This is a genomic window from Streptomyces sp. NPDC048353, assembly GCF_055587165.1.
Genome location: NZ_JBVJGU010000001.1, coordinates 1 through 13,826 on the forward strand (window position 1 = coordinate 1; position 13,826 = coordinate 13,826).

At 71.9% G+C, this 13,826-nt stretch carries 11 protein-coding genes and 2 rRNA genes; 8 read left to right on the forward strand and 5 right to left on the reverse strand.

Going from position 1 to position 13,826, the window contains the following annotated elements; all coding sequences use genetic code 11:
- A 23S ribosomal RNA gene (locus ACZ6RC_RS00005) occupies positions 1–94 on the forward strand; the annotation flags it as partial.
- Positions 95–168: 74 nt separating this feature from the next.
- A 5S ribosomal RNA gene (gene rrf, locus ACZ6RC_RS00010) occupies positions 169–285 on the forward strand.
- Between the two features lie 116 nt (positions 286–401).
- On the opposite strand, the gene ACZ6RC_RS00015 is transcribed toward rrf, so the two are convergent.
- The 5 genes from ACZ6RC_RS00015 to ACZ6RC_RS00035 are packed head-to-tail and all read right to left on the reverse strand — an operon-like array spanning position 402 to position 5,818.
- Positions 402–1,712 carry a DUF58 domain-containing protein gene (locus ACZ6RC_RS00015; RefSeq protein ID WP_469578198.1) on the reverse strand — a complete coding sequence of 437 codons (1,311 nt, stop codon included), beginning with the start codon at positions 1,710–1,712 and terminating at the stop codon, positions 402–404.
- Positions 1,713–1,724: 12 nt separating this feature from the next.
- On the reverse strand, positions 1,725–2,708 hold the full coding sequence (locus ACZ6RC_RS00020) for an AAA family ATPase (protein ID WP_469578201.1): 984 nt from the start codon (positions 2,706–2,708) through the stop codon (positions 1,725–1,727).
- Complete coding sequence (locus tag ACZ6RC_RS00025; RefSeq protein ID WP_469578203.1) at positions 2,705–3,913, reverse strand: DUF4350 domain-containing protein; 1,209 nt, start codon at positions 3,911–3,913, stop codon at positions 2,705–2,707. The genes ACZ6RC_RS00020 and ACZ6RC_RS00025 overlap by 4 nt, the downstream gene beginning before the upstream one ends.
- A complete protein-coding gene (locus tag ACZ6RC_RS00030; RefSeq protein WP_469578205.1) occupies positions 3,910–4,593 on the reverse strand; it encodes a DUF4129 domain-containing protein in 684 nt (227 codons plus the stop codon). Before ACZ6RC_RS00030 ends, ACZ6RC_RS00025 begins: the two co-directional genes overlap by 4 nt.
- Positions 4,594–4,597: 4 nt before the next feature.
- Positions 4,598–5,818 carry a DUF7847 domain-containing protein gene (locus ACZ6RC_RS00035; protein WP_469578208.1) on the reverse strand — a complete coding sequence of 407 codons (1,221 nt, stop codon included), beginning with the start codon at positions 5,816–5,818 and terminating at the stop codon, positions 4,598–4,600.
- A 586-nt stretch (positions 5,819–6,404) separates the two neighbouring features.
- Between ACZ6RC_RS00035 and mtrA the strand changes: the two genes are divergently transcribed.
- From mtrA to ACZ6RC_RS00065, 6 genes are all read left to right on the forward strand, one after another.
- Positions 6,405–7,082: a two-component system response regulator MtrA gene (gene mtrA, locus ACZ6RC_RS00040; protein WP_009333493.1), complete on the forward strand. Its 678-nt coding sequence runs from the start codon at positions 6,405–6,407 to the stop codon at positions 7,080–7,082.
- A 1-nt stretch (position 7,083) separates the two neighbouring features.
- Positions 7,084–9,075: an MtrAB system histidine kinase MtrB gene (gene mtrB, locus ACZ6RC_RS00045; RefSeq protein ID WP_469578210.1), complete on the forward strand. Its 1,992-nt coding sequence runs from the start codon at positions 7,084–7,086 to the stop codon at positions 9,073–9,075.
- A 94-nt stretch (positions 9,076–9,169) separates the two neighbouring features.
- Complete coding sequence (locus tag ACZ6RC_RS00050; protein WP_469578213.1) at positions 9,170–10,939, forward strand: LpqB family beta-propeller domain-containing protein; 1,770 nt, start codon at positions 9,170–9,172, stop codon at positions 10,937–10,939.
- A 93-nt stretch (positions 10,940–11,032) separates the two neighbouring features.
- A complete protein-coding gene (locus ACZ6RC_RS00055; protein ID WP_469578216.1) occupies positions 11,033–11,800 on the forward strand; it encodes a ComF family protein in 768 nt (255 codons plus the stop codon).
- A gap of 331 nt (positions 11,801–12,131) precedes the next feature.
- A complete protein-coding gene (gene hpf, locus ACZ6RC_RS00060; protein WP_391146503.1) occupies positions 12,132–12,812 on the forward strand; it encodes a ribosome hibernation-promoting factor, HPF/YfiA family in 681 nt (226 codons plus the stop codon).
- A gap of 204 nt (positions 12,813–13,016) precedes the next feature.
- Positions 13,017–13,772, forward strand: coding sequence for a response regulator (locus tag ACZ6RC_RS00065; protein ID WP_469578219.1), 756 nt, complete (start codon positions 13,017–13,019; stop codon positions 13,770–13,772).
- The last annotated feature ends 54 nt before the right edge of the window (positions 13,773–13,826 follow it).

A 13,826-nucleotide genomic window follows, 5' to 3' on the forward strand; every position in this document is an offset into this window, starting at 1 on the left:
AGGCTCCCAGTAGACGACTGGGTTGATAGGCCGGATGTGGAAGCCCAGTAATGGGTGGAGCTGACCGGTACTAATAGGCCGAGGGCTTGTCCTCAGTTGCTCGCGTCCACTGTGTTAGTTCTGAAGTAACGAACTGTGCCGATATCCGGTTGGTTAACTTCATAGTGTTTCGGTGGTCATAGCGTTAGGGAAACGCCCGGTTACATTCCGAACCCGGAAGCTAAGCCTTTCAGCGCCGATGGTACTGCAGGGGGGACCCTGTGGGAGAGTAGGACGCCGCCGAACAATCATTGTGGGAAAGCCCCGCACCTTATGGTGCGGGGCTTTTCTGCGTTCACGATCCGATGAGCACGACCAGACATCGCGGAGAGGGGCTCCCGCTGGAGCCCCCCGCGCTGCGATCAGAGACGGCCGGCGGCCTTCAGCGCCAGATACGCGTCCGCCAGAGCCGGCGCCAGCTCGTCCGGGACCGCGTCGACCACCGTGACGCCATGGCGACGGAGCTGATCCGCCGTACGGCTGCGCTGAGCCTGGGCCTGCGTAGCCGCAGCCGCCTCGTAGACACCGTCGACCGAACCGCGGCCTCTGCCCATGCGGGCCGTATGCGGGTCGGCCACAGAGGCCACCAGCACCGTGTGGCGTTGGGTCAGCTGCGGGAGGACAGGAAGCAGACCCTCCTCGATCGGAGCCGCGTCCAGACCGGTCAGCAGCACCAGAAGAGAACGCCGAGGCGCACGAGCCAGGGCCGTGGCCGCGAGCGCTCGCGCGTCCGTCTCCACGAGCTGCGGCTCCAGCGGGGCCAGGGCATTGACCATGGCGGGCAGGACGTCCCCCGCCGAGCGGCCCTGGACCTGAGCGCGCAGGCCGCGGTCGAACGCGAGAAGATCGACACGGTCGCCGGCGCGGGACGCCAGCGCGGTGAGGAGAAGAGTCGCGTCCATCGCGGCGTCCAGGCGCGGGACATCGCCCACGCGCCCCGCCGACGTACGGCCCGTGTCCAGAACGATCAGGATGTGACGGTCCCGCTCCGGACGCCAGGTACGCACGGCGACCGTGGTCTGGCGGGCCGTGGCACGCCAGTCGATCGACCGGGTGTCATCACCGGGGACGTACTCGCGGAGGCTGTCGAACTCGGTGCCCTCGCCTCGCGTCAGGACGCTCGTGCGGCCGTCGAGTTCACGGAGCCGGGCCAGCCGAGACGGCAGGTGCTTCCGGCTCGTGAACGGCGGCAGGACGCGCACCGCCCACGGCACATGGTGGTTCCCCTGCCGGGCCGCCAGGCCCAACGGGCCGAAGGAACGGACCGTGACCCGCTCCGCGTGACGGTCGCCGCGGCGCGTCGGGCGCAGCCGCGTGGTGACCCGGCGGCGCTCACCAGGCGGAACGGACAGCCTCGTACGGGACGCGGCCTGCTCGGTCCCCGGAAGCCAGGAGCTGGGCGGCCAGGCGTCACGGAGCTGGGCCCGAAGCCGGCGGCGGGATGCGTTGGTGACCGTGAGGTGCACCTCCGCCTCGTCACCCAGTCGAACTGACGTATCACCGCTTCGGGTGAATCGCAGGCTTCGCACTGGCGCTGCCATCGCGTAGTCGCACAGAATTGCGATGGAGAGGGGCGCGTTCACGGCGAGCATCCCCGTCCAGCTGGGGGCGAGGATGCCGACGGGCAACGATCCGAGGGCGGCGAGCAGCGCGGTTCGTCCGGTGAGGGCCATGGGGCGCCGTTCTCAGCGGGGTACGGGGACGTGGGCGAGGATCGAGTTGATGACGGAGTCGGCGGTGACGCCCTCCATCTCGGCCTCGGGCCGCAGTTGGACGCGATGGCGCAGGGTGGGGAGAGCGAGGGCCTTCACATCGTCCGGGGTGACATAGTCCCGGCCGGTGAGCCAGGCCCAGGCGCGGGCGGTGGAGAGCAGGGCGGTGGCGCCTCGGGGAGAGGCGCCGAGAGTGAGCGAGGGGGATTCACGCGTGGCACGACAGATATCGACGACATAGCCGGCGATCTCGGGGGAGACGGCGGTCTTGGCGACGGCGGCGCGGGCGGCCTCGAGTTCGGCGGGGCCGGCGACCGGACGGACACCGGCGGCCTGGAGGTCACGGGGGTTGAAGCCGTCGGCGTGCCGGGTCAGGACGCTGATCTCGTCCGCCCGCGACGGCAGCGGGACCGTCAGCTTCAGCAGGAAGCGGTCGAGCTGGGCCTCGGGGAGGGGGTACGTGCCCTCGTACTCCACCGGGTTCTGGGTCGCCGCGACCAGGAACGGGTCGGGCAGCGGGCGGGGAGTGCCGTCGACGGTGACCTGGCGCTCCTCCATGGCCTCCAGGAGGGAGGACTGGGTCTTGGGGGGCGTGCGGTTGATCTCGTCGGCGAGCAGCAGGTTGGTGAAGACGGGACCCGGCTGGAAGGAGAACTCGGCGGTCCTGGCGTCGTAGACCAGTGAGCCGGTGACGTCGCTCGGCATCAGGTCGGGGGTGAACTGGACACGCTTGGTGTCGAGTTCGAGGGCGGTGGCGAGCGCGCGGACCAGCAGCGTCTTGGCGACGCCGGGGACCCCTTCGAGCAGGACGTGGCCCCGGCAGAGCAGGGCGACGACCAGGCCGGTGACGGTGGGGTCCTGGCCGACCACGGCCTTCGCGATCTCGGTGCGCAGGGCCTCCAGGGAGGCGCGGGCGCTGTCCGAGGTCGTAGGGGTCGCGGGGGTCGGGGCGCTCATGAGGTGCGTACCTCTCTTTCGAGGGCGTCGAGGTGGTCCGCCAGGCGGATGAGGGCGGCATCGTCGGCGGGAGCCGGGCCGAACAGAAGGTCCTTGGGGTCCGCGGTGGTCCCGGGGAGACGGGCGGAGAGCGCGGGGAGCAGGGATTCGGGGGAGTGGGCGTGCTGGGGAGGGACGCCGAGGAGAGGGGCGATCCGGGTGCGGGTCGCGGTGCGCAGGGCGGAGGCCGCGCGGTCGCGGGCGTTCGCCTTGCGGTAGAGGCGGGCGCGGCCCTCGGTGGCCTCGGAGGCGCGGATGGCGACCGGGAGGCGTTCGGTCACCAGCGGGCCGAGGCGCCGGCCGCGCCAGAGGGCGGCGAGGAGGGCGGCGACGGCGAGTTGCAGGGTGCCCCACAGCCAGCCCTCGGGGACCAGAGAGAGGAAGCCTTCGGCGGCGTTGTCGTCGGACGGGCCGTCGGGGTCGCCCTCGGTGGCGGAGGCATCGGTGAGGGAAGGGAGGTACCAGACGAGATGAGGCCGGGAACCGAGGAGTTGCAGGGCGAGCGAGGCGTTGCCCTGCTGGTTCAGACGGTCGTTGTAGAGGATGTCGGGCGACCCGAGCAGGACGGTGTCGCCGGCCCCGGAGTTCTTGACGGAGACCAGGGTCGGCAGGCCGTCGGCGGGGTAGCAGGTCTCGGCGTGGTCGCCGGTGACGTACCGCTCGCCGCCGAGGTCGACGCCGCCGGCGCGGACGGCGGCCGGCAGGGAGCACTCCGGTTCGCGGGTGGCGACCGGGGTGCTGGGGGCCGAGGTGACGCCCGGGGCCAGAGCGGGCAGGGAGGACGGGCCCGCGCCGAGGAGGACGGTGCGGCCGCCGGACGTGCTCATGGCGGCGTGGAGGGTGGACTGCTGGCGATCGGTCAGCAGGTCCGGGGTGGTGACCAGGAGGGTGGTGTCCGGGTCGGCCGCCGTGGTGGCCTCGTCGAGTGTGGTGGCCACGCGCAGGGTGACGCCCTGGGCCTTGAGGATCTCGGCGACGGCCCGGCTGCCGTTCGGGTCGGCGGACCTGGGATCGAGGTGGCCGTGGTGGTCGGCGGAGCGCATCGTCGCGAGGATGATGCCGCCGATCAGGACCAGGCCCAGGACGAGGAGGACTCCGCGGGTCCGGGTCCAGAGCTGGCGGGGGGCGAGCGAGGACGATGTGGGGCTGGTGGACGGTCGGTTCACGCCGGCGCCCCCGTGGTGGCGGAGTCGAGGGCGGGGCGGGCCCGTTCCAGGGACGTGTCCAGCTCCTCGATACGGCGGTACGCGTTCTCGTCGGCCGTGCGGCCGCCGTACGTGATGTCGTCGAAGGTGCGGGCGGCCGCGCGGAGTCGGTCCGCGTGGGCGGGCAGGGAGCGGCCCGCCTCGGCGGCGGCTTCGTCGGCGGTGCGGCCGGGGCGGGGGTCGAGCACGGTGCGCTCCTCCAGCGAGCGGACGACGGCCCGCATCCGCTCCTGGACCGCCTGGTTCCAGCGGCCGGTGGAGGCGTGCCGGGCGGCGGCCGCGCGGTGCTCCCGGGCCGTGCGGGGTCCCTCCGTGAAGAGGGCGTCGCCGGTGGTGGGGGTGCGGTGCGGGGTGCCGAGCCGCCACCACAGGGCGCCGATCACGGCGAGGACGACGAGGGCGATCGCCAGGAGGCCCAACAGGCCTCCGGGTGTGGCGCCCGAGGCCGCGTCGAAGAGACCGCCGACCCACTCCCAGACGCGGTCGAGGGCGCGCTGGAGGAGGTTGGGATCGTTCTCGTGGTACATCGGCTTGGAGAGTTCCCGCTCCGCCGCCTCACGGGCGGGGACGCGGGGGATCTCCACCGGTACGTCGTCGCGGATCGGCGGTCGCGCCGTGATCGTGCCCCCCGTGGCCTTCACTCCGTCAGCCTCCGGAGGCGCTGTCGCCCGGGGCGGTGCCGTAGCCGGGAAGGCCTGCGGCGCGGGCGAGTTCGAGGTCGAGCGCCTCGCGGCGGATGCGCTGGTCGACGTAGAGGAGAGCGGTGACGCCCGCGGAGATGGGGTAGGTGATCGCGCTGGTGATCACTCCGGCGATGCCCATGACGATGAGGTAGGCCCAGCCGAACTGGGGGGCCGAGTCGGAGACCATGTCGGACATGCTGGTGCCGTCGGCGATGATCGCGATCACGGCGAACGGGACCATGATGATCATCGAGACGATGAAGACCAGCAACTGGGTCAGCAGGGTGATGCCGAAGATCCGCCACCAGGCGCCCTGCACGAGCTTGGCCGAGCGCTTCATCGAGGGGATGATGCCCTGCCGTTCCAGCATCAGGGCGGGGGAGGAGAGGCTGAAGCGGACCATCAGCCAGATCGTGACGACGAACGCCGCGAGACCGCCGATCACGGCCAGTCCGACGCCGGCGGTCTCGCCGACGAGGAGGCCGGGCAGCAGACCGACGGCCATGATGGCGACGCTCATCAACGGCAGGAGCAGCGTCAGGCCGAGCATCGGCAGGAGCCGGGGCCGGGCCTCCTGCCAGGCGGTGCTCACCGTGACCGGGCGGCCCAGGACCGCGCGGCTGATCACGACGGTGAGGAGGGCGGCGCTGAACAGGGTGGCTGCCAAGGCGATGAGCAGTGCCGGTCCCAGGGCGATCAGGCTGGCCTGGAAGGAGTCCAGGGCCTGGTCGAGCTGCTCGGCGGGGCTCGCGTCCGGGTTGATGTCGGCGGGGGCCGGGACGAGATAACGCTGGGCGAGGATGTCGGCGGCCTGGGAGATGACCGCGACCGTGACGGTGATCGTCAGGACCGTGCGCCAGTAGCGGCGCAGGGTGGAGACGGCGCCGTCGAGGATCTCGCCCATGCCCAGGGGGCGCAGCGGGATGATGCCGGGCTTGGCCGCCGGGGGCTTGCCCCAGCTTCCGGGCTGGACGCCCCAGCCGGGGCCGGGTGCGGGCGTCGGGACCTGACCGGGCGCCGGGGCGGTCGGCGGGGACCACTGGCCGGCGGGCGGCTGCTCCTTGGACCACTGGGGGGCGGAGCCGTTCGCGTCGCCGGGCTCGGAGGGCCGGGGCGTGCCGGGACCGTCCTGGCCGTCGGAGGGAGCAGATCCGGGCGAGGCCCAGCCCGGAGTGTCGTTCACGGTCGTCCACCTCGAGGAATGGTCGCGGGGCCGGTTCGGCAAGCCCTGGCTCGGTCACGGCGGCCGCCCGCCTGTTCGGGCGGGGGCCGGGTGCCATCGTGCCACGCGGGGCCCTGCTGTGGGCCGGGGCCAGGGCCTCCGTCCCGCCTTCCTGCACGGGGGCGAGGGGGCAGATGGGGCGGATGCCTGATCAGTGCGCACAAACCCGTTGTGGCGGCGGGCACCCCGGAGCGGCGGCGGGCCGGACGGAGGGGGCGGGGAGCGGGCGTGGCCGCTTCCCTGGTGAGACCGGCGGGCGGGGCCGCTTCCCTGGTGAGACCGGCGGGCGGGGCCGATCATGTGGAGAGAGGGATACGGAGAAGCGGTCTCCCGTCCTCTTGGGTCGGCACGCACCCCATGGGCCGGGGACGGCCGCGCAGGGTACGGTTCAACGCGACCACGGGGGTCACGGGGGTGACATCCATGTCTGACGTCAGCACCCACAGGCACCGGCAGCTCACGGCGCGCAATCACAGACGTCACCGCAGGTCAGTGAGGTATCTCACCAGCCGCCTCGGGACTGATACGGAAATGGGATGATGTCGATATGAAGGGACGCGTTCTTGTCGTCGACGACGACACCGCACTGGCCGAGATGCTCGGCATCGTGCTGCGGGGTGAAGGGTTCGAGCCGTCGTTCGTCGCCGACGGTGACAAGGCGCTGGCCGCCTTCCGTGAGGCCAAGCCGGACCTGGTGCTGCTGGACCTGATGCTGCCCGGAAGGGACGGCATCGAGGTGTGCCGGCTCATCCGCGCCGAGTCCGGGGTGCCCATCGTCATGCTCACCGCCAAGAGCGACACCGTCGACGTGGTGGTGGGTCTCGAGTCCGGGGCCGACGACTACATCGTCAAGCCGTTCAAGCCCAAGGAACTGGTCGCCCGGATCCGCGCGCGGCTGCGGCGCTCCGAGGAGCCCGCGCCGGAGCAGCTCGCCATCGGCGATCTGGTCATCGACGTCGCCGGTCACTCGGTCAAGCGGGACGGGCAGTCCATCGCCCTGACACCGCTCGAGTTCGACCTGCTCGTGGCGCTGGCCCGTAAGCCGTGGCAGGTGTTCACCCGTGAGGTCCTCCTGGAGCAGGTGTGGGGCTACCGGCACGCGGCCGACACCCGGCTCGTCAACGTCCACGTGCAGCGGCTGCGCTCGAAGGTCGAGAAGGACCCGGAGCGCCCGGAGATCGTGGTGACCGTACGGGGCGTCGGCTACAAGGCGGGGCCGAGCTGACATGAGCGTAGGCAGTACTGCTCCGAAGCCCGGCGCACCGGGAGTCCTGTCGGGGCGGACTGCCGGACCGGGACGGGGGGGCTCGCGATTCGGCCGTCTGCTCCAGGGTGGAGCACCGGGCGGGCCGGTGCTCCGGCTCTTCGCCCGCTGGGTGCGTCGTCCCCTGCTGCCCGCCGTACGGCTGTGGCGCAGGAACATCCAGCTCCGCGTCGTCGCCGGCACCCTGCTGATGTCGCTCGGCGTGGTGCTGCTCCTCGGCCTGGTCGTCATCGGCCAGGTGCGCAACGGTCTGCTCGATGCCAAGGAGAAGGCCGCCCAGAGTCAGGCCGCCGGTGGGTTCTCCGCCGCCCAGGACAAGGCGGCGAGCACGCCGTCCGTGCCTGGAGGGCAGGACGGCGCCCGCGCCGGAGCCTCGCTGACCTGGCGTTCCACCCTCGTCGAGCAGCTCGCCAGTGGTGGTCAGAGCGCCTACAACGTGGTCGCGCTCTCCCTGGAGGAAGCGGAGGGGACCGCGAGCCGCGGCGCCCGTGCCTCGGGCGAGGTCGACCCCGCCACGAGCATCCCCGGCGACCTGCGGCACTTCGTGGCCCAGCGGACCGGCACGTTCCAGCGGTACGCCCGGATCCACTACACCGACGGCAAGGCCTCGGAAGCGGGCCTGGTGGTCGGCAAGCGGCTCAACGACGCCGAAGGCACCCAGTACGAGCTGTACTACCTCTTCCCGCTGAGCCAGGAAGAGGACTCCCTCACCCTGGTCAAGGGCACCCTCGCGACCGCCGGGCTGTTCGTCGTGGTGCTCCTCGGCGCCATCGCGTGGCTGGTGGTGCGGCAGATCGTCACCCCCGTGCGGATGGCGGCCGGGATCGCCGAGCGGCTCTCCGCGGGGCGGCTCCAGGAGCGGATGAAGGTCACCGGCGAGGACGACATCGCCCGGCTCGGCGAGGCCTTCAACAAGATGGCGCAGAACCTCCAGCTGAAGATCCAGCAGCTGGAGGAGCTCTCCCGGATGCAGCGGCGGTTCGTCTCGGACGTCTCGCACGAGCTGCGGACGCCGCTGACGACGGTACGGATGGCGGCCGACGTCATCCACGAGGCGCGGGTCGACTTCGACCCGATCACCGCCCGCTCCGCCGAGCTGCTCGGAGACCAGCTCGACCGTTTCGAGTCGCTGCTGGCCGATCTGCTGGAGATCAGCCGCTTCGACGCGGGCGCGGCGGCGCTGGAGGCCGAGCCGATAGACCTGCGGCAGGTCGTGCGCCGGGTGATCGGAGGGGCCGAACCGCTCGCCGAGCGCAAGGGCGGCAGGATCGTGGTCGTCGGCGACGAGCAGCCGGTGGTGGCCGAGGCGGACGCCCGCCGGGTCGAGCGCGTGCTGCGCAACCTCGTCGTGAACGCCGTCGAGCACGGCGACGGCCGTGACGTGATCGTCAAGCTGGCGGCCGCGGGCGGGGCCGTCGCGGTCGCCGTACGGGACTACGGCGTGGGGCTCAAGCCCGGCGAGGCGACGCGGGTCTTCAACCGGTTCTGGCGGGCCGACCCGGCCCGCGCGCGGACCACCGGCGGCACCGGCCTCGGCCTGTCGATCGCGGTCGAGGACGCGCGGCTGCACGGCGGCTGGCTGCAGGCGTGGGGCGAGCCGGGGGGCGGATCGCAGTTCCGGCTGACCCTGCCGCGGACCGCGGACGAGCCGCTGCGCGGCTCTCCGATCCCCCTGGAGCCGGAGGACTCGCGGCGCAACCGCGAGGAGGCCGCCGCCGGGCGGGCGCGGGAGGACGGAGCCCGGCTGACGTCGGTGCCGGCGCAGACCGCCGGGGACCGTCCGGCGCTGCCCGTACCGTCGCGGATGTCCGCCGCGTCGCGGGCCACCGCGGATCCGACGGCCCTTCCGGGCAGCGGGTCCCGGGTGGTCCCGAGGGCGGCGGCCGAGGCCGGCAGTGATGAGGCGATGGCGTCGACGAACGCCGAGGGGGAGGACGGAACACGTGGGCGCTGACTCCCGAGGGCAGCACCCGGGGCGGGGACGTGGGAGGGCCGTACGGGCGGCCGGGGCGCTCGCGGGGGCGCTTCTGGTGGCCGGTTGCGCGTCGATGCCCGACAGCGGCGACGTACGGAACGTACGGGCCTCCGACCCGGGCGACTCGCAGGTGCGGGTGTACGCCGTGCAGCCGCGGGAGAACGCCGACCCGGCCGAGATCGTCGACGGCTTCCTGGAGGCCATGACCAGTGACGACCCCGGCTTCGCCACGGCCCGGAAGTACCTGACCAGTCAGGCGGCGCAGGCGTGGAAGCCGGAGGAGCGGATCACCGTGCTCACCACGGCGCCCGACCGCGGCCAGGCCGACCGGGTCTCCGACCCCGGGAGCCCGGGGCGGGCCTATCCCATCAAGGGCCGGCAGATCGCGACCGTCGACGCCCGGCACGCCTACAAGCCGGTCGGCCCCGCCGACTTCAACGACTCGATCCACGTGGTGCAGCAGCCCACCGCCGACGGCAAGGGCAAGGAGTGGCGGATCGACGGCCTGCCGCCGGGTCTCGTGCTCAGCGAGGCCGACTTCCAGCGCACCTACCGGTCCGTCGACACGTACTACTTCGCGTCCGGGGAGGACTGGGTCGTCGCCGACCCGGTCTACATCCGCCAGCGCCAGGACCCGGTCACCCGGATGGACACGGTGACCCAGTCGGTCAAGGCGCTGCTGGAGGGGCCGACGAACTGGCTGAAGCCTGCCGTCGACTCGAGTTTTCCGTCGGGTACCGCCCTGAAGGCCGGTGTCACGTCGCTGTCGACGGACGACCAGTCCACGCTGCGGGTGCCCTTGAACGGCAAGGCCGACCACGTGGGCGGAGTGGTGTGCCGGCGGATGGCGGCGCAGCTGCTGTTCACGCTCGGCGATCTGACGTCCGTACGGGTGGAGCAGGTCGAGCTCCTGCGGGGGTCGGACGGCGGCCGGCTGTGTTCGCTGGGCAAGCAGGCGGCGATGGAGTACGCGCCGGTCCGGGACACGGGCCGGGCGGAGAACCCGTTCTACGTCGACGCGACCGGCAAGTTGATGGCGGTCCCGGTCGGCGACAAGGCGAACGAGCAGCAGGACGGCACGCTCGGGCCCTTCGGCGACGGTGTGATGCCGCTGCGGTCGGTCGCGGTGGACCGCGACGAGCGACGTGCGGCCGGGGTCGGCAAGGACGGTCGTGAGCTGCGGGTGGCGTCGATCCTCACCGACCACGAGCTGCGCCCGGCGCTGGTGCGGAGCAACGCCGGCCGGCCCGAGGACCGGCTGTCGGCGCCCAGTTGGGACGGCCGGGGCGATCTGTGGGTGGCGGACCGCGACCCCGTGAAGCCGCGTCTGTGGATGGTGCCGGACGGCGAGGGCGAGCCCGTCGAGGTGCGTGCGCCCTGGCTGGCGGACGGCGAACGGGTCGAATCGCTGCGGGTCTCCGCGGACGGGGTGCGGGTCGCGCTGCTGCTGAAGGCGAAGGACGGCGGCACCACCCTGAAGATCGGTCGGGTGGAGCGCGACGGCGGCGGGGAGCCGACGGTGTCGGTCGACGCGCTGCAGCCGGTGGCGCCGCACATGGAGGCCGTCACGGCCGTGTCCTGGGCCGGTCCGAGCCGGCTGGTCGTAGTCGGCAAGGAGGCCGGCGGCGTCCAGCAGGTGCGCTACATCCAGACGGACGGGGCGACCTCGGCCTCGTCGCTGCTGCCCGGCCTCAACGGCGTGACGGCCGTGGCCGCGCCCAACGACGACCGGGCCCCGGTCGTGGCCGAGTCCGGCAACGACGGCATCGTGCGGCTGGTGCCGGGCGCGAACTGGCAGCGTCTGGCCAAGGTGACGGGCTCCGCGCCGGTCTACCCCGGGTAGCCGCGCCGCCTCTCCGGAGCGGCGTCCCGCGGCGGTCCCCGCCGGTTGTCCACAGGGGTGGCCGGTCGGGGCCGGCAGGAGGACAGTGGAGCCATGCGGGGGTGGTGGCGTGAGATCGCCGGGCTGGTGCTGCCGGTCGCCTGCGGAGGCTGCGGCAGCGCCCGTACCGAGCTGTGCCCGTCCTGCCGGACGAAGCTGACGGGGCCGGGTCCGCGCCGGGTGCGGCCCCTTCCCGAGCCGGCCGGACTGCCGCCGGTGCACGCGGCGGCGCCCTACGCCGATGCCGTACGGTCCGTGCTCCTCGCCCACAAGGAGCGCGGCGCGCTCTTCCTCGCCGGACCCCTCGGCGACGCGCTGGCCGGCGCCGTCAAGGCCGGGAACGGCCCCTGTGAGGCGTCGGGGGCCGTTCCCCTTCTCCTCGTACCGGTGCCGTCGTCGCGGCGCTCCGTGCGGGCGCGTGGTCACGACCCGACCCGGCGGATCGCGCTGGCGGCCGCGGGAAGGCTGCGCCGTTCGGGACGGACCGCCCGGGTGATTCCCCTCCTGCGCCAGCGGCGCGGCGTGGCCGACCAGTCGGGCCTGGACGCCCGGGGGCGACTCGCCAACCTGTCGGGGGCGCTGGAGGTCGTCGCGGGCGGAGCGCGGCTCGTGGAGCGGGGGCGGGTGGTGCTGGTGGACGACCTGATGACCACCGGTGCCTCGTTGGCCGAAGCGGCGCGGGCACTGAGTGCCGTACACCGGCCGTTCATTCCTGGATTACTCGGCGGCGGTGCGGATAGAGGACCCGAGAACCGAATCGGGCAGCCGGTGGCCGCGGTGGTCGCTGCTTCTCCGTCATCGTTCGAAATAAACAGGAACTGACGGGGAACACGCATCGTTGCAGGTGATGAGAGGTGGAAACACCCGAACGGAGGTAAGTGACCGCAGCGGGTGCCGACACCCGTCCGAACGAGCTATGTTCGGTTGTGAGGAATGGCGCAGGTCATCCCTCACGGAATGCACGGGTGCGCCTAGAGGACGGGAGTTCAGGGCGAATTAACCTCAGGTCGGTGGGGTGGGGATCACGCCGACTGGGGAGGAGGAGGTGAACGTCGCCAAGTCCGGGACTCCGGTGAACATCCGGAGTCTGGTGCAAAGGGAGAGGCCCAGCGGCCAGGGTGCCGGTCTGGGCTATCCGGGAACGGAGTTCTGCGTGGACATCGTCGTCAAGGGCCGCAAGACCGAGGTGCCCGAGCGGTTCCGCAAGCACGTGGCCGAGAAGCTGAAGCTGGACAGGATCCAGAAGCTCGACGGCAAGGTGATCAGCCTCGACGTCGAGGTGTCCAAGGAGCACAACCCGCGGCAGGCCGACCGGTCCGACCGTGTGGAGATCACCCTCCACTCCCGAGGCCCGGTGATCCGGGCGGAGGCCGCGGCAGGCGACCCGTACGCAGCGCTCGACCTCGCCAGCGACAAGCTGGAGGCTCGACTGCGCAAGCAGCACGACAAGCGGCACACCCGTCGCGGCAGCGGAAGGATTCCGGCGGCCGAGGTGGGCGACGTGGTGCCGGGTGTCGCGCAGCTGAATGGCAACGGCGAGCTGGTGGGCGAGGAGTCCGGGGCCGTGCCCACCAAGATGATCGGCTCGCTCGAAGTGCAGGGCGACGGCCCGCTGGTGGTCCGCGAGAAGACCCACCGGGCCGCACCGATGACACTCGATCAGGCGCTCTACGAGATGGAGCTGGTCGGGCACGACTTCTATCTCTTCGTCGACTCCGACAACAAGCAGCCGAGTGTCGTCTACCGGCGACACGCGTACGACTACGGCGTCATCCACCTGGAGAGCGACCCGCTCGCCGAAGGCGGCGGCGCCGGTGGTGCCCTCGGCGGCTGAACGGCCGCCGCGCACCACGCTGACGAGTCCCTCATGGTGCCCCTGGAGCGCCCCGTGCGCCCCCAGGGGCACCCCCGTGCGACCACGGGATCACCGCGCTGACGCCCGGGCATGAAATCATGGCGTGCACGCCAACCGGTCCTTCAAGGGCTGCGGTTGGAGGACCGAACACGACTTCAGGCCACGGCCTCAGGGGGAGGAACGATGGCGGACAGCTTCGGGCCGGTGCACAGCGGGCGGGAGCCCGCTCGCGCGACCGGTACCGAGGGATCGGATTCGGACAGCGGCTCGTGCCGCAAGGAGCCGATCCGAGTTCTCGTGGTGGACGATCACGCCCTCTTCCGGCGCGGTCTGGAGATCGTCCTCGCCCAGGAGGAGGACATCCAGGTCGTCGGCGAGGCGGGGGACGGGGCGGAGGCCGTCGACAAGGCTGCCGACCTGCTGCCGGACATCGTGCTGATGGACGTCCGCATGCCTAAGCGCGGCGGGATCGAGGCCTGCACCTCCATCAAGGAGGTGGCCCCCTCCGCGAAGATCATCATGCTGACGATCAGCGACGAGGAGGCCGACCTCTACGACGCCATCAAGGCGGGCGCGACGGGATATCTCCTGAAGGAGATCTCCACCGACGAGGTCGCCACCGCCATTCGCGCGGTCGCCGACGGCCAGTCGCAGATCAGCCCCTCCATGGCGTCGAAACTCCTCACCGAGTTCAAATCGATGATCCAGCGCACGGACGAGCGCCGGCTCGTTCCCGCGCCCCGGCTGACCGACCGGGAGCTGGAAGTCCTCAAGCTCGTGGCGACCGGCATGAACAACCGGGACATCGCCAAGGAACTGTTCATCTCCGAGAACACGGTGAAGAACCACGTCCGCAACATCCTGGAGAAGCTCCAGCTGCACTCCCGGATGGAAGCGGTCGTCTACGCCATGCGCGAGAAGATCCTCGAGATCCGATAGACCGCGGCAGGCGTCGGCACCCGAGGCCGTCGGTCACGCGAGGACGGTGGGCAC